Here is a 15,321-nt window from a genome sequence, read left to right as displayed (position 1 = left end):
CCCAACCTGGTTGGCCTGTCACGGCGGGAGCCAAAGTTGTCGTACCCCGGTTCTATGGTTTGGGGATGCTGCTTCCGGAGGCGTTGGAATTCCCGGCGGCGACGAAGGTGCTGCCCGGCTGGGTCGCGCTTCCCGCCCTGCCGCCGATCGTGCTGCGTGACGGTGACGGTGACGGTGACGGTGACGGGCGGGGGCTGCCTGAGATCGCCGTGCGGCGGCTGCTGGGGTTGTTGACGCTGTCCACGTTCGTCGATCAGCATCCCGCGCTTGCGCCGGCGCGTGCCGCGTGCGATCCGGCGAGCCTGGCGGCGTTCTCCTGGGCGCTCTACGAGCAGTGGCGGGTGGCGGGCTCACCGCCCGATGACAAGCATGCGATGCTCGCGTTGACCCTGCTCGGCGACGAGTCGGCGGTGCCGGCGGTGGCCGCGTTGTTCCCCGAGTGGTCCTACGGCACGGCTGCGCGGGTGAGCACCGAGGTCGAGATGCTCGGTGCGATCGGGACCGACGTCGCCCTGAGCCGCCTGCAGCACTTCGCGCGCACGGCCGGGCACAGGGGGCTTCGCAGGCAGGCCAGGGAGAAGCTGCACGAGATCGCCCGGCGTCGCGAGCTGAGCGATGCCGAGCTCGCCGACCGGCTCGTGCCCGATCTGGGCCTCGACGCACGGGGGCGCCGGATCTTCGACTACGGTCCGCGGCAGTTCGTGGTCACCCTCGACCAGTTCCTGCGGCCCGTCGTCAGCGACACCATCGGCAGGCGGCTGCCCGGCCTGCCCCGGCCCAGGGTCGCGGAGGCCGCGGGGGCCGCGGCGGCCAGGGAGGAATTCGCCGCGTTCAAGAAGGAAGCGAGGGTCTTCGCCGACGAGCGGCTGCGGGCGCTGGAGGACGCGATGCTCGGTGGTCGCATCTGGACGCTGACCGACCTGCGGGCACTTGTTCTCGATCACCCGGTGGTGCGCGGCGCCGGCCGGGCACTGGTCTGGCAGGTGATGGGCGGCCCGTCGTTCCGGGTGGCCGAGGATGACTCCTACGCCGACATCCGCGACGAGACGGTGACCCTGGCGGCCGACGCCCGGGTCCGGCTGTTCCATCAGGCGTTCGCCGAGAAGAAGAGCGCGATCTGGGCGGGCATCTTCACCGACTACGAGATCATCCAGCCGTTCCCGCAGCTCTCCCGCGAGTTCGACTGCCTCGATCTGGCGTCGGCCCCCGGCTGTCTCGACGCGGGTTACTGACCGGGTGTCAGGCCTGCCGCTGTCGCGGCGATCATGCGGGTGAGGGTGGGGCGGAAGGGCGGAAAGACCTGGGCTATCTCCGGCTCGCGGGCGTACAGCTCGCGCAGGGCCTGCGGGGGGCGGGTCAGCGGGAACAGCTTCGCGACGAACGCGCTGGACGCCATGACCAGGGCGGCGCCGTCCTTGTTCGCCATGGGCGGGCAGGCCGCGGCGATGCTCAGGCCGACCCGCATGTACGTGTCGATGGCCCACAGCTTGTAGTCCCGTAGCACCTCAGCGGTCACGTTGTGCTCGAACATCGTCTCCGCGTGCGTGGTGAGGTCGCAGAACAGGGGCCGGTCGACGTACGCGTCCGCGAGCGCGGCCGCCGTCGCGCCGGCCCCGCTCGCGTCCCGCAGCGCGGTGGTCGCGGCGGCGGCCCAGTCCGAGCCCGCCTGCATCGTGAGCCGCAGGTAGATCTCCTCGCGGGTGCCGAAATAACGCAGCACGTTCGACTTCGCCAGCCCGACCGCCGTGGCGATGTCGCCCAGGCTGACCCAGGCGACGCCCGAGCTCAGCGCGAGCTCCCGGGCGGCGTCGAGGATCGCCTCGCGCCGCTGGTCCTTCTGGTCCGGGCGCCGGGCCCGCTGGAATGGCGCCTGCATGGCAAGAATCTAACCGACCTGTAAGAGAACAGTGTTTCCTTGTTAAGGATACGCCGTTCTGTTAACGTCTCGCGGGTGAACGGGACTCTTGCTCAGACCATCGATGCCTTCGTGGGGTCGTTCAACGATCCGGACCTGGACAAGGTCATGTCGTTCTTCGCCGAGGACGCCGTCTACCTGCCGGGCAAGAAGCCCGAGCTGCACGGTCTCGCCGCCATCCGGGCGGAGTTCGCGCCGCAGTTCGCCGGGCGTTTCGGCACGATGACCTTCGACGTGTACGACCGCGTGATCGACGAGACGCGCCGCCGTGCCACGATCCGGTGGGCGTGCCGGCTGGACCTCACCGGCGACAACGGCCGGCGTGCCATGCCACTGCTGCGCTGGTTCGCCCGGGCCCGCTACGGCGGGCGGGTGCAGTGGCACGGCCTCGACGTCTTCCACTTCGACGCCGACGGGCGCATCTCCGGCAAGTTCACCTACGCGACGTTCCGCCTGCCGCTGTGGGAAGCGGCCGGGAATCACCAGCCCAGATAGCTGCGGGTCAGCGCGGCCACCTGCTCGGCGACCGCGATGCCGTCCTTCTGGCTCGGGTGACCGTGGGACAGCACCGAGATCGCCACGTCGGTCTTGTCGCCCGTGATGCGCCCGGTGCTGTTGATGATCCAGCGCCCGTCCTCGGTGGATCGGGAGAGCCAGCCGTTCTTGAGCGCGGTGCTCTCGCCGGAGAACGAGGCGGCGCTGACCCCCCAGCTCTGGTCGGCGTTGACCGTCGACATGAGCTGCGTCATCAGCTCCCGGGAGCCTTGGGCCAGGGGGCTGTCGGGGTCGGCGAGGGCCTGCATCATCCGGATCTGGTCCTTCGCGGTGGTCAGGGTGAGACCGAACGAGGTGTCCGGGTCGGTGTCGTCGAGACCGAGCCGTTGACAGGCCTCGCGCAGCCCCTCGGCGCCGCCGATGTCGTCGTAGACGCGGGTCGCCGCGTCGTTGTCGCTCGCCATGATCATCTTGTTGAGCCGGGTGCGTTCGGCGGCGGTGAGCGTACGGTCCTGGTCCTGGGTCTGCAGCAGCATCGCCGCCATCAGCTCGACCTTGATGACGCTGGCGGCCTCGTAGGGGCGACTGCCCCGGTAGTCGTAGTGCCGCCCGGTTTTGCGGTCGGCGACCGCGACGGCGAAGTCCGGGACGGTGGCCGCGTATTCGTCCAGCGCCGCCGTCAGCTTGTCGACGCGCTGCGCCCAGGAGCCGGTCGCCTTGGACCTGTCGACGAGGTCGCCCCGCTGTGGTCCCGGGTAGACGACCTCCGCGCGCTTCTTGAACTCGGAGCCGAGGGTCTTCAGGTCCGTCGACTCACGGCGGCCCACCGACGTCGGCTCGGGCAGGGCGGGGGACTGCCGGCCCTGCAGGGCGTCGCCGAGAAAATTGCGCCAGATGTCGTACGGCAGCCCGTCGCCGTTGATGGCCTTGCCGTCCTTCTCCCGAATGGGCCCCGGCTTGTCGCGGCCCACCCACACCGCCGCGGCCAGTTCCGGTGCCCAGCCGGCGGTCCACGCGTCGGACGAGTCGCCGGTGTCGCCCCACTGCTGCGAGCCGGTCTTCGCGGCGGCGTGGATGCCGGGGACGGCGCCGTCGTGCGCCACGACCTTCGCCAGGACGGCTCCGACGTCCGCGACCACGCCGGGGTCGAGCACCTCCTCGCTCTTCGTGAGATGGCGGTGCAGGAAATCGCCGTTGGCCGCGGTCACGGACTCGACGAAGTGCCGCTGCGCGCGCCGCCCGCTGGCCAGGGTGGCGTAGAGGGTCGCGATGTCGGCCGGGGCGACCGGGTAACGGCCCAGGGCGATGTCGGACCGGGTACGGCCGGGTGTCGGCTCGCCCTTGAGGTCGACCAGGGTCTCCTGCCTGCCGTACCGCTCGGGGACGCCCAGCCGGTGCGCGAGATCGCGGACGGCGTCCGGCCCGATCTGCTCGGCCAGTGCGTAGTACGGCGTGTTCAGCGAGTAGACCATCGCGGTGTCGAGCGGGCAGATCGGGCACTGCAGGTTGTCCTGGTTGTAGAGCGGCGCGCCGCCCCGGTCGGTGAACAGCCGCGGCGACGTGCCGTTGAACAGCGACTGGAACCCGATGCCACGCTGCTCGGCGGCGGCGAGGACCACCGGTTTGAACGTCGACGCGGGCGGCCGGGCGGCCAGCGCGTCATCGAAGTAGCCGCGGCCCCGGTCACCGCCGTAGTAGGCACGCACCGCGCCGTTCTGCGGGTCGACGGCCACGAGGGCGGCGCGCAGCTCCTTCGGCTGACCGTCGAGGGCGCCGCTGATCCGGCTGGTGGCCGCGGTCTGGGCGGTGGCGTCGATCGTGGTGGTGATGTGCAGCCCGGCGGTGCGGAACTGCTGCCGGCTGATGCCCGCCCCGACGAGCTCGTCCTCCACCCGGTCCACGATCAGCCCGGCGGGACCGCTGACGGTGCTCGAGGTGACGGACTCCACGGCGACCGTCGGGTACGGCGTGGTGTCGGCCGCGCCGCGCTCCAGCCAGCCCTGATCGGCCATGGCCCGCAGGATCCACTTCCACCTGGCCTGCGCCCACGCCGGATTCGCCGCCGGGTCGCCCTGGGTCGGATCCTTCACCATGGCGGCGAGCACCGCGCCCTGGAACGCCGTCAGCCGATCGACACCCGTGCCGAAATAGGCGCGGGAGGCGGCCTCGATGCCGTACGCGTCGCGGCCGAAGTAGATGGTGTTGAGATAGCGCTCGAGGATCTCGTCCTTGCTGAACCGGTGTTCGACCTGCAGCGCGAGCGCCGCCTCCCGGGCCTTGCGGCTCACCGTCCGGTCCTGCGTGAGATACGCGTTGCGGACGTACTGCTGGGTGATCGTGGACGCGCCCTGCCCGTCGTTGTGGAAGATGTTGGCCCACAGCGCACGCAGCAACCCCTTCGCCGAGACGCCGAAGTGGTCATAGAACCCGCGGTCCTCGGCGGCCAGAAAAGCCTGCCTGACGGGTACGGGCACCTTGTCCAGCCGCACGTCGGTGCGATCGGTCAGCCCGACCCGGGTCAGCACCGTACGCCCGTCGCGGTAGTACAGCACCGAAGCCTGCGGCGGCGCCGGATCCGGCGGCAGCTTGACGCTCGCGACATAGCCGCCCGCGGCCCCGATGAGCATCAGCACCGCCACCACGAGCCCCGCAACTACCCTGCGTAGCCATTTCGGCAACCACAGCCACCACCGCGGCGCCTTCCACTGCCGACGATTCCGGGTCGTTGCCGCATCCGCCAACGCTGGCATCGTGTACGCCCCTTAACGCTCCGTGACGACGCGGAGTGCGTCCCCCAGAGAGACGTGCGAAGGGCCGTTTTGGGTGGCACGAACCCGAAATTTAATGGAAATAGATGGTGAGTAATGATTCGAGCATCGTGAAAGTACGCCCGGCCAGCTCGACCGGATCCGCCGCACCGTCGCGGAGGGACCAGGGGCCGGCGCATCGCGCCCTGCACCGCCCCGCGCCTAGCGGTAGGCGAAGAACGCCGCGAACGCCATCGCCGTGCCGAACAGGGCCGCCTGGGCGCCGAGGGTGGACACGGACCGTGCCTTCGAGCGGCGCCACAGGATCCAGGCCGGGGCGACGATCAGGTCGACCGCTCCCATCAGCGGCAGGAACAGGAAGACGGCGAACGAGCCGGCCCAGATCAGGGCTTCCCCGCTCGGCCGGCCGGCGCCGCTGAGCAGCCCGGAGCCGAGGAAGAACAGTGCCAGGGCGACGGGCAGGATCACGACCGACCACGCGGCTGCGGCGGCGTAGGAGCGCCAAAAACTGATCATGGACAGACCGTACGGAGGCGGGCCGCGCGGGGTCCTGAGCACGCGTACCTAAAGTCGGGCGGTGGGCAGTGCGGCGGCGTCGCAGATTCGGTCGCGGCCTGCGTTCTTGGCCGCGTAGAGGGCGAGGTCGGCACGGGCGATGAGCTGGTCCGAGGTCTCCGTGCCGTCCCAGGTGGCGACGCCGGCGGAGAAGGTCTGGTCCTGCGGGGTGACCAGGCGCAGGCGTTCCAGCACGACGATGGCCTGGGAGACGTCCACGCCGGGCAGGACCGCGATGAACTCCTCGCCGCCGTAGCGGGCCAGGACGTCCGAGCGGCGCAGTGCGCTGTGCCAGGCGGCGGTTGCTTCCTTGAGGAGGCGGTCGCCGGCGGGGTGGCCGTACCGGTCGTTGAAGAGTTTGAAGCGGTCGAGGTCGATCATGGCGATGGCGACGGGGGTGTGGTCGGCGCGGGCCCGCTCCAGGATCCGGGGCAGCTCGTCGGTCCAGGCGCGGCGGTTCGGCAGGCCGGTCAGCTCGTCGCGGCGGGACAGCTCGTGGACCGCCTGCTGCTGGCGTTCGGCCTGCTTCAGCAGCTGGGCCATGCGCGTCACCACCAGCAGGAACATGATGGCGGAGCCGATGGCGATCGCGATGGCGTCCTCGACCCGGCCCGCGATGTCCTGGGCGACCAGCAGCACGGGTGAGATCAGCACCGCTCCCGTGAGCAGGGTAAGTTGCGGAAGGCTCAGCCGGGACACGGCGGCGGCTCCCGTACCGTGGTCGCGGAAGTCCGGCCGTGCGGCGGCGAGCGCCAGCACGAGCAGCGACAGCATGTACAGCGCGTTGATCAGCCGGCCGGTCCACCAGAGCTGACCCCAGTCGCTGTTCAGGGTGAACAGCAGCACCCAGGCGCAGTCACCGGTCAGGTATCCGCCGAGCGAGACGCCGATCCAGAACGGTGCCCGCCGGCCGCTGCTGCGCAGCAGGAGAATGGTCAGCGCCAGCAGGGCGAGGTCCGCGACCGGGTACGCCACGGTGACCAGCCGGGACAGCGGGGACCCGCCCGCGGAGTCGCGCCACGCGGGCTCGATGGCGTACACCCAGGCCAGCAACCCGATGCCGACGGTCACGGTGAGTGCGTCGACGAGCGCGGCCCAGTCGGTGCGGCGGTGCAGCGTCCGCAGCATCAACGTCAGACCTGTTGCCATCAGGGGGTAGAACGCGAGGAAGAGGTAGTCGGCGATGTCGGGGCCGTCGCCGGGGAACCAGTCGGTGCCGAGCTGGTCGGGCAGGGGAGCGGTGCACGTGCAGAGGACGGCGGCCGTCAGGAACCACCACGGCACCCGTTCGGCGCGGGGCAGCCCGCGAATGCCGACCAGGATGGCCGCCCCGCACGAGGGCCCGATGGGGACCTGGAACAGTATCTCCCACCACGGGCTCCGGGGCCCGGGAACGAAGATCGCCACCGCAGCGACCAGCGCGATCGCGTACATTCGCCAGCCGCGTCCCGCCACGTACCGATCACACCGCATCTGCGGTGACAAGGGCCGGAAACTACGGTGCAGCTTGGTTGCAACTCACCGACGCCGGCTCAGAGATAGATGATCGGCTATTGACAATCCCGGTGGCGGGCCGAGAGGCTCACGACGTTGTGTTACGCGTGTGTTGCGTGCGTCAGGGGGCGTCATGTCCGGGGATCGCCGTAGAACCGTCGGACGAATGGCGGGAATGCTCGCCTTCCTGCTGCTCCTGCTGGGCACGCCGGGTTCGGCGATCGCCGCGCCGCGCCCGCCGGACGTGCACGGGCAGAGCGTGCGCGCGGGTCATCTGCGGGTTCAGGTGCTCAGCCCGACGCTGCTGCGCCTGGAGTACGCCGCCGACGACTCGTTCGAGAACCGGCCCACGTTCACCGCGGTCGACCGAGCTCCGGGGCGTACCTGGTTCACCGCCTCGACCCGCGGCGGGGAGCTGAGCGTACGTACGAGCGCGGCCACCCTGCGCTACCGGCTCGGCAGCGGCCCGGTGACCCCCGCCAACACCACCCTGGAGCTGCGCGTCGGCGGCCGGACGACCAGCGTGCACCCGGCGTTCGGCTCGCCGGCCCGGGACGACTCGCTCGGTGGCTGGTACCGCGGCCTGGACTACTACGCGGGGCAGGCCGGCCCGGTCGACCAGATCACGCTGCACCCCGGCATGCTCAACCGCGGCGGCTGGTACCTGCTCGACGACACCGCCACCGCATTGCGCACCGGCGACGACACCGCCACCGCGTCGCGCGCCGGCGACGACTGGGTCACCGCCCGGCCGCAACGCACCGGCGCGTACCAGGACGGCTATCTGTTCGGTTACGGCCACGACTACCGGCGCGGGCTGGCTGATCTGCGTACGCTGACCGGCCCGTCCCTGCTCCCGGCGAAGTGGACGCTCGGCACCTGGTTCTCGAAATACCAGGCGTACAGCGCCGCGGACTACGAGAACGAGCTGCTGCCCGCGTTCCGGGAGCACGACGTCCCGCTCGACTCGCTGGTGATGGACACCGACTGGAAGGCGCCGAACCAGTGGGCGGGCTGGAACTGGAACGATCAGCTGTTCCCCGACCCGGCGGGCTTCCTGGGCCGGCTCAACGCGCAGGGCATCAACCCGACGCTCAACGTGCACGCCGCGATCTCCGGTGACGATCCGCGGTTCGCCGGCGCGCAGGCGACCGCGAAGGGCAAGCTGACGCCGGCGACGAGCAGTTTCGCGCCGAACCCGTACCGCTTCGACTGGACGGACAAGGACCAGGCCGCGGCCTACGAGCAACTGCACAAACCGTTCGAGGACCAGGGCGTACGCCAATGGTGGCTCGACTACTGCTGTGACGACAGCGGCGTCAGCGTGCCCGGCGTGACCGCGGACAGCTGGGTCAACGAGCTCTACAAGCGTGACGGCGAGCAGCGCGGACTGCGTGGTTTCTCGCTCGCCAGGATAGGCGCGAGCTTCCCGGCGTACAACGAGATCGGCTCGTCGGGGCCCTGGGCCGAGCACCGCAGCACGGTCCACTTCACGGGTGACACCCGCCCGGACTGGGAGACCTTGAAGTTCGCAGCCGCCATGACGCCGGCCGAGGCGAGCATTGGCCAGTCCTACGTCAGCCACGACATCGGCAGCTTCGCGGGCACCCACCTCAGCGACGACCTCTACCTGCGCTGGGTCCAGCTCGGCGCGTTCCAGCCGATCCTGCGGCTGCACTCCGACCACGGCGACCGGCTGCCGTGGGAATACTCGGACACGGTCGGCGGTCCGGCCGCGGACTTCCTGCGGTTGCGGGAGTCGCTCGTGCCTTACCTCTACACGGCCGCGCGGCAGACCTACGACACCGGCATGCCGATGGCGCGGGCGCTCTATCTGCAGTGGCCCGAGCTCGACGAGGCCTACGAGCACGACACCCAGTACCTGCTCGGCGATTCGCTGCTCGTCGCGCCGGTGACCAAGCCGGGACTGAGCACGACCACCCCGGTCTGGTTCCCGCCGGGCACCTGGACCGACTTCTTCACCGGAGAGACCTTCCAGGGCCCCGCGACACGAACGGTCGCTGCCACCCCCGATCACATTCCCGTGTACGCCCGGAGTGGCGCGATCATCGCCGGATCGCACCCGGCAACCAACGTCGCCGACCAGGAACGCGATCGGCTCAGGCTCACGGTCTACCCGCATGCCTCCGGCAGCACCTCGGTGTACGACGACGCCGGTGACGGGCTCGGCTACCGCAACGGCCAGTACGCCCGGATCCCCGTACGCTACGACGCCGGCCGCCGTTCCACGCTGACCGTCGGACCGGTCGCCGGCACGTATCCCGGCGCGCCGGCCGCCCGCCGGTACACAGTGGAGTTCGCCGGGGTTTCCCGGCCCCACGTCGTCACGGTGGGCGGGCGTCCCGCGGCGTTCACGTACGACGCGGTGAAGCATCTGCTCACGGTCGAGGTGCCGGCGGTGGCGCGGTCGCGGGCTGTCGCCGTGACCCACGACGGCGCTCCGCTGACGGTGACGCAGAAGCCGGCCGTGGATTTCACGTTCACGGCGCCGGACGGGCTGCAGTCCGGGGCGACGAGCAGCCTCGTGGCGGAGGCACGGAACGACGGGCCGGGGGCTGTCAGCGCGTTGTCGGTGAGCGTTGCCACGCCGGACGGCTGGGTCATCACGCCGCGCTCGCCGACGACGGCGGCTTCCCTCGCGCCGGGAGCCACCTTCACGGTCACGTACGACGTCACGCCCGCAGTGGCGTCGCCGCGCACCGCGAATGTGACGGCGCGGTTGGCGTACCGAAATCCGGATGGCAGCGGCGTGAGCCTGCCCGCGGCCCTGACCGTCCCCGCCCGCCCGGTCGCCGTCACGTTCCGCGTGCTCGCCCCGCCGGGCACCCCGGCCGACGCGACCCTCTACGTCCCCGGCAACATCGCCGAACTGGGCCCGTGGGACCCCGCCAAACTCGCCATGACCAACCGCGGCAACGGCATCTGGGAAGCGACGATCACGGTCCTCGACGGCACCGACATCCAGTACAAGTACACCCGCGGCACCTGGGAGACCGTCGAGGAGTGGGGCACGATCACCGGCACCAACAACCGCAGCGTCACCATCGACGGCGGCATCACCCACACCATGCTCGTCGACGACACCGCCACCACCTGGGACACCCCGGGCGTCCCGGACACCCATCTCGCCGTCCACTACTGGCGCGACCCCCTGGTCGTCACGACCACGGGAACGACCGTCACCTTCCAGCGCGACATCCAGCCGACCGGCGCGGACTACACCGGCACGGTGACGGTCACCGGCCCCGGCGGCGCGGTCCCCGTCACGGTCGCGGAGACCGACCCGGGCACGCTGGTCTGGACGCCCGCGACGCCGCTTCCACCCGGCACCTACACACTCACCGTCACCGGGGTCAGCAGCACGGGCGCGGCCGGCGTACCCATCCAGAAGCCCTACACCACCACGTTCACGGTCGCCTGACGCTGGGCCCGTGGCGGCCCCCGGGGATCGGGAACCGCCACGGTTGTTCTCAGGACTTGGTGCAGGCCTGGCCGTTGAGCGTGAAGGAGCTGGGCGACGAGTAGGTGCCGGTGTAGGCGCCCTCGAAGCCGAAGGTGCCCGTGCCGCCGTTCGCGGCCAGGTAGCCGTTCCAGATCGCGTTGCGCGCGGTGACCGAGGAGCCGGTGACCGTGAGGCGGGTGCTCCAGGAGGAGGCGACCTGCTGGCCGGCCGGGAGCTCGAAGCCGAGCGTCCAGCCGGTGACCGGGGTGCTGCTGGTGTTCGTCACCAGAACGGTGGCGACGTAGCCGGCGCTCTGGGTCACCGGGATGTAGGACACCCGGCAGCCCGGCTCGGCCGCCAGCGCCGGTGCGGCGCCTCCGGCGAGGAAGGCGCCGGCCGCCACGGTGGTGGCGGCGACGGTGCCGAGGATCTTCTTCATGCGTGCTCCCAGAGACGAGGACGATGACCGTTCGTGGAGCGCTCCGCCAGAAACGTACAAGACATTGATGATCGTTGTCCCTGTTGGGCGCTGGTGGGCCTGGGATGTGGGGGGCCGGTAGGGGTGCCGGGGCACCCGCCGGCGGCACAGCATGGGGCATCGAGATCGGCGTATGAGAGGAAGACGCATGCGGAAGAAGTTCCTCGTCGGCCTGGCGGCCACGGTCGGCCTGCTCGGCGTCCTGGCGGCACCGGGCGCTCCCGCGCTCGCCGCGCCGGAGCCGGTGACCTACGAGACCTGCTGGCAGGCGGGTGGAGCGATGACCACCTACGACGCGGCCGGCGTGCGGCACTGCGCGGGCGGCACCTACGACGGCGCCGTGCTCAACCCGGACCCGGTTCAGGGCTGGTGCCAGGACGGGTATCACATCGTGTTCGTGTACCTGCAGGGCCTCTTCTGCCGGCCGAACCTGCCCAACACCTGATCGGCGTGCGCCCCGGCGGTTTCGCCGGGGCGCGTACCGCCCCCAATGAGGGGTTGTTCAGGGGTTAACCGGGGTGGTGGCCGTTCCTAGGCTGGCGGCGTCCCCCGATCTGCAGAGGAGGGCTGATGAGCAGCTCTGTCCCCCTGACGAGCGCGACGGCCCCGGGTGTCCCGGTCCGCGGCGCCGACCTGCTGGCTCGCGACCGCCGCACCGGTGATCTGCTCCGGTTCGCCTGGCATGGCCCCGAGAGCTACGCCGCGCCCGAGCGTATCGGTGCCGGGTTCGGGGTGGACACCGTGCCGGTCCTCGGCGCGGGGCAGGGGATCAGCGGCATCACCCTCTGGTACGCCGGAGCGTCCGGCCTGCCCGTCGGCGTGCCCGGCCGCCCGTTCTTCGACGCGGCGTCGTGCCTGACCGAGCCGCCGGGCAGCGGGTTCGGCGTGATCGTGGCAACGCCGGACGGCACGCTGCTGACCCAGCGTCCGGGCGCTACAACGATCGAGGACCGCCCCGCCGTCCCGGGTGCCCCGGGCGTCACCGTCGCCACGGTGCCGCGCGGCACCGTCCTGGTCGGAGCGGGCAACGTCACGACCGGCCGCCGGCACGACATCGTGGTGCAGGGGCCGGACGGTCGGCTCGCGGTGCTCGAGCGCAGCGGCGGGGCGGGGCAGTGGTACCGCTTCACCGCGGAGCTGCCCGGCCTGCGCGGGATCCGGCTCGTGGACACCTCCGGGGACGGCCTGGCCGGGTGTGCCGGGGTCGTCCCCGACGGCACGCTGGTGGTCTACCCGCACAGCGGCGTGTTCTGGCCGCAGGACCCGGACACCGTTCTCCTGTCGCCGGTGGCACTCGCCGGTGGCTGGCACGACCTCGACATCCTGCAGTGACGACACGCGAATGTGGCAGCCTGTGACAACGACGACGGATCCCTCCGACCATGCGCGGCCGGTCGCCGCGGACGACTCGCCACCGGCGCTGCGGCTCACGGGACTGGTGAAGACGTACGGCGAGCACACCGCCGTACGCGACGCCGGCCTCGTCGTGCCGCACGGTTCCTTCTTCGGTCTGGTCGGCCCCAACGGCGCCGGCAAGACCACCGTGTTGTCCATGGCCGTCGGCCTGGTGCGCCCCGACAGTGGCAGCGCCCAGGTGTACGGCGTGGACGTGTGGCAGGACCCTCAGAAGGCCAAGTCGCTCATGGGGGTGCTGCCCGACGGGCTGGCGATGCCCGAGCGGCTGACCGGCCGGGAGCTGCTCACGTTCATCGGACAGCTGCGCGGTCTCGCCCCGGATGTCGTCGCTGAGCGGACCCGGGACCTGCTCACGGTCATGGACCTCGGCGATGCCGAGCGCACCCTGGTCGTCGACTACTCCACCGGCATGCGCAAGAAGATCGGCCTGGCCACCGCGCTATTGCACGCGCCGAAGCTGCTGGTGCTCGACGAGCCGTTCGAGGCGGTCGACCCGGTGTCCGCCGCGGCGCTCAAGGCCATCCTGGTGCGCTTCGTCGCCGACGGCGGCTCGGTGGTGCTCTCCAGCCACGTGATGGCGCTGGTCGAGCAGCTCTGCGACACGGTCGCCGTCATGGATCACGGCACGGTGGTCGCGAGCGGGCCGGTCGGTGAGGTCCGCGGCGACGGCAGCCTGGAGGACGCGTTCGTACGCCTGGTCGGGCATCGCGCCCCCGAGCCGGGAGAACTGCCGTGGCTGGCACCCTGATCCGGATGAAGCTGGCGGTGATCCGCCACTCGATGACCGGCAACAAGCTGTTCCTGATGATCGCCGGCGGCATCATCGGCCTGGCGCTCGCGCTCGGCACGGTCATGTTCGCGGTGATCGACTTCGGTGCCGACGGCGTCCGCGGCGACCTGCTCGGCGGGCTCTACCTGCTGTGGACGCTCGGCTGGCTGATCGGCCCGCTGTGGAGCGGGACGACCGTGCTGCGCGCCGAGCAGTTCGCGCTGCTGGGACTGCCCCGGTGGCGGCTCGCGTCGGGCCTGCTGGCCGCCGGGTTCGCCGGCATCACCACGGCGGTCACCCTGCTCGCCCTGCTGGGACTGATCGGGTACGGAGCCCGCCTCGGCGTCGCCGCGGCGCTGGTCGCCGTACCCGCCGTCGTCCTGCACCTGGTCGTTCTCGTGCTCCTGGCCCAGGTGTCGGCGGCGGTGTTCGGCTTCGTCAGCCGCCTGCGGACCGGCGCCGTGGTCACCGGCGCGGTGTTCAGCGGGTTCCTGGTGCTGGCCCAGTCCGGCTGGATGGTCGTGCTGGCGATCCAGGTCAACGGCGTGTTCGACGACGGCTTCCCCGGCTGGTTCGCAGGCGGCGTGCGGGCCCTGCCCTCGGGCTGGGGCCTCGCCGCCGTGGAGGCTGCCGGCCGCGGCGATTGGCTGCGGGTGGCCGCCTGCCTGGCCGGCTATGTCGTGCTCGGCCTGCTGCTGCTGGCCGCCTGGATGCGCAGCCTGGCGACACCGCGCCGGGCACGCGCGCTGATCAGGGGTTCCCGCGACGTCGGCCCCGCGGCCCGTGGCGTCTTCGCCGGTCCGGTCGGCGCCGTGGCCCGCAAGGAGCTCTACACCTGGTGGCGCGACCCGCTGCGGATCCAGTCGATCGCCGTCGCGGTCTGCTGGGCCGTGTTCACCGCGGTCCTGCCGGTGACGTTCGGTACGACCGTCGCGCTGCCGTGGACCGCCCCCGGCATCGCCCTCATGGCGGCGGTCACCGCGTCCAACAGCTACGCCCAGGACGGCACCGCCCTGTGGATGTCGCTGCTCACCGGCTCCGAGCGGGCCGACATCCGCGGCCGGCAACGCGCGTTCCTGTTGATCTACGGGCCGATCACCGTCGTCGTGGCCGTGGTGACCCTGCTGATCAGCGGGCTGAGCTGGGCCTGGCCCTGGGTGATCGCCGTGCTGCCGGCGACGCTCGGCGGGTCGGCGGGCCTGTTCGCCGTCGTCGCGGTCGCGCTCGCGTCGCCCGGGCCGGACGCGCACAAACGACCGTCCGATCCGCTCGCGCAGGGCGACACGACCACCACGAACAACGTGACGTTCTGGGCCGCGCTGCTGCCGCCGGTGCCCCCGCTGGCCGTGCTCGGCCTGGGCCTGCTGACCGGCAGCACCGTCCTGCTCTGGGCGGCCGTCCCGGTGGGCCTGGCGACCGGTGTCGTGCTGTACCGCTGGCTCGGCGGCCTGGCCGCGCGCCGGTTGCACGCCCGCGGGCCCGAGCTGCTGCACCTGCTGCGCTCCGGGCGCCCGGCCACCGTGGTCACCGGCCCCGGCGGGCGGGTCACGGTGAAGATCGAGATCTCCCGCGTACGGTACCTGTGGAGCACCCTCGGCTGGACCGTGGGCACCCTGGCGCTGTTCCCGCAGGGGCTGGTCCCGGTCATCCTGGTGATCAGCGGTGCGGAGACCAGGTCGTGGTTCGCGGCGATGTACCTGCCCGAGGCGCTGCGCTGGCCCGGCGGCCTGCTGATGATGGTTCTGGGCGGCTACCTGATCTATGTGGCGATCCGTGTCGTGATGCCGCCCAAGCCGTCCCCCGCCGAGGCCGGCACGCACCCCACGCCCGACAGCGAGCCCGTCGGGGCGCAGCCGCGCGGTTAGGGGCCGGGCCCGCGTGCGGCCCTCACCCCGGCGGATCCCGGCCCGCTGACCCCCGATCGCCCGGAGAACGACGTCTCGTGAGCCGGACCAAGCCAGGAGGACA

Annotated in this window: 12 protein-coding genes; 7 read left to right on the top strand and 5 right to left on the bottom strand. The window is 71.4% G+C overall.

Translation table 11 applies throughout. The features are described 5' to 3' along the window. Window positions 1-65 precede the first annotated feature (65 nt). Entirely contained in the window at window positions 66-1,232 is a 1,167-nt protein-coding gene (locus Aco04nite_RS40745) for a DUF4132 domain-containing protein (RefSeq protein WP_213002529.1), read from the top strand. Here the strand turns inward: Aco04nite_RS40745 and Aco04nite_RS40740 are convergent. Then, window positions 1,226-1,876, bottom strand: a complete 651-nt coding sequence (locus Aco04nite_RS40740; protein ID WP_213002528.1) for a TetR/AcrR family transcriptional regulator — start codon at window positions 1,874-1,876, stop codon at window positions 1,226-1,228. The two genes, Aco04nite_RS40745 and Aco04nite_RS40740, sit on opposite strands and share 7 nt — an antisense overlap. A 75-nt stretch (window positions 1,877-1,951) precedes the next feature. Here Aco04nite_RS40740 and Aco04nite_RS40735 point away from each other — a divergent pair, with 75 nt between their 5' ends. Next, window positions 1,952-2,410 (top strand): YybH family protein, encoded by a 459-nt coding sequence (locus Aco04nite_RS40735; protein ID WP_213002527.1) that lies wholly within the window; start codon window positions 1,952-1,954, stop codon window positions 2,408-2,410. On the opposite strand, the gene Aco04nite_RS40730 is transcribed toward Aco04nite_RS40735, so the two are convergent. The 3 genes from Aco04nite_RS40730 to Aco04nite_RS40720 all read right to left on the bottom strand — a co-directional run bounded on the left by Aco04nite_RS40730 (window position 2,395) and on the right by Aco04nite_RS40720 (window position 7,188). Beyond that, window positions 2,395-5,037: a transglycosylase domain-containing protein gene (locus tag Aco04nite_RS40730; protein ID WP_244876662.1), complete on the bottom strand. Its 2,643-nt coding sequence runs from the start codon at window positions 5,035-5,037 to the stop codon at window positions 2,395-2,397. The genes Aco04nite_RS40735 and Aco04nite_RS40730 overlap by 16 nt on opposite strands. A 342-nt stretch (window positions 5,038-5,379) precedes the next feature. Continuing rightward, the gene (locus Aco04nite_RS40725) at window positions 5,380-5,694 is read right to left on the bottom strand and encodes a hypothetical protein (RefSeq protein ID WP_213002526.1); all 315 of its coding nucleotides are present in this window, start codon (window positions 5,692-5,694) and stop codon (window positions 5,380-5,382) included. A gap of 48 nt (window positions 5,695-5,742) precedes the next feature. Further along, the gene (locus tag Aco04nite_RS40720) at window positions 5,743-7,188 is read right to left on the bottom strand and encodes a GGDEF domain-containing protein (RefSeq protein WP_244876661.1); all 1,446 of its coding nucleotides are present in this window, start codon (window positions 7,186-7,188) and stop codon (window positions 5,743-5,745) included. Window positions 7,189-7,393: 205 nt separating this feature from the next. Here Aco04nite_RS40720 and Aco04nite_RS40715 point away from each other — a divergent pair, with 205 nt between their 5' ends. Next, window positions 7,394-10,669 carry a TIM-barrel domain-containing protein gene (locus Aco04nite_RS40715; protein WP_213002525.1) on the top strand — a complete coding sequence of 1,092 codons (3,276 nt, stop codon included), beginning with the start codon at window positions 7,394-7,396 and terminating at the stop codon, window positions 10,667-10,669. A gap of 49 nt (window positions 10,670-10,718) precedes the next feature. Here the strand turns inward: Aco04nite_RS40715 and Aco04nite_RS40710 are convergent, their stop codons facing one another. After that, window positions 10,719-11,129, bottom strand: a complete 411-nt coding sequence (locus Aco04nite_RS40710; protein WP_213002524.1) for a cellulose binding domain-containing protein — start codon at window positions 11,127-11,129, stop codon at window positions 10,719-10,721. 187 nt (window positions 11,130-11,316) lie between these two features. On the opposite strand from Aco04nite_RS40710, the gene Aco04nite_RS40705 reads away from it, so the two are divergent. The 4 genes from Aco04nite_RS40705 (at window position 11,317) to Aco04nite_RS40690 (ending at window position 15,218) form a co-directional block, all read left to right on the top strand. Beyond that, a complete protein-coding gene (locus tag Aco04nite_RS40705) occupies window positions 11,317-11,613 on the top strand; it encodes a hypothetical protein (RefSeq protein ID WP_213002523.1) in 297 nt (98 codons plus the stop codon). A gap of 125 nt (window positions 11,614-11,738) precedes the next feature. Further along, window positions 11,739-12,500 (top strand): hypothetical protein, encoded by a 762-nt coding sequence (locus Aco04nite_RS40700; RefSeq protein ID WP_213002522.1) that lies wholly within the window; start codon window positions 11,739-11,741, stop codon window positions 12,498-12,500. A 22-nt stretch (window positions 12,501-12,522) separates the two neighbouring features. Further along, window positions 12,523-13,332 carry an ABC transporter ATP-binding protein gene (locus tag Aco04nite_RS40695; RefSeq protein WP_438874984.1) on the top strand — a complete coding sequence of 270 codons (810 nt, stop codon included), beginning with the start codon at window positions 12,523-12,525 and terminating at the stop codon, window positions 13,330-13,332. Further along, window positions 13,317-15,218, top strand: a complete 1,902-nt coding sequence (locus Aco04nite_RS40690; protein WP_213002520.1) for a hypothetical protein — start codon at window positions 13,317-13,319, stop codon at window positions 15,216-15,218. The genes Aco04nite_RS40695 and Aco04nite_RS40690 overlap by 16 nt, the downstream gene beginning before the upstream one ends. The last annotated feature ends 103 nt before the right edge of the window (window positions 15,219-15,321 follow it).

This window comes from Winogradskya consettensis, assembly GCF_018332715.1.
GTDB classification, from domain to species: Bacteria; Actinomycetota; Actinomycetes; order Mycobacteriales; family Micromonosporaceae; genus Actinoplanes; species Actinoplanes consettensis.
This window is presented reverse-complemented; position numbering and strand designations above follow the sequence as displayed.

Coding starts and splice junctions, on each gene's coding strand:
- Aco04nite_RS40705 (WP_213002523.1), top strand. CDS start 11,317: ATGCGGAAGAAGTTCCTCGTCGGCCTGGCGGCCACGGTCGGCCTGCTC.
- Aco04nite_RS40715 (WP_213002525.1), top strand. CDS start 7,394: ATGGCGGGAATGCTCGCCTTCCTGCTGCTCCTGCTGGGCACGCCGGGT.
- Aco04nite_RS40740 (WP_213002528.1), bottom strand. CDS start 1,876: ATGCAGGCGCCATTCCAGCGGGCCCGGCGCCCGGACCAGAAGGACCAG.
- Aco04nite_RS40730 (WP_244876662.1), bottom strand. CDS start 5,037: ATGCTCATCGGGGCCGCGGGCGGCTATGTCGCGAGCGTCAAGCTGCCG.
- Aco04nite_RS40700 (WP_213002522.1), top strand. CDS start 11,739: ATGAGCAGCTCTGTCCCCCTGACGAGCGCGACGGCCCCGGGTGTCCCG.
- Aco04nite_RS40710 (WP_213002524.1), bottom strand. CDS start 11,129: ATGAAGAAGATCCTCGGCACCGTCGCCGCCACCACCGTGGCGGCCGGC.
- Aco04nite_RS40725 (WP_213002526.1), bottom strand. CDS start 5,694: ATGATCAGTTTTTGGCGCTCCTACGCCGCCGCAGCCGCGTGGTCGGTC.
- Aco04nite_RS40745 (WP_213002529.1), top strand. CDS start 66: ATGCTGCTTCCGGAGGCGTTGGAATTCCCGGCGGCGACGAAGGTGCTG.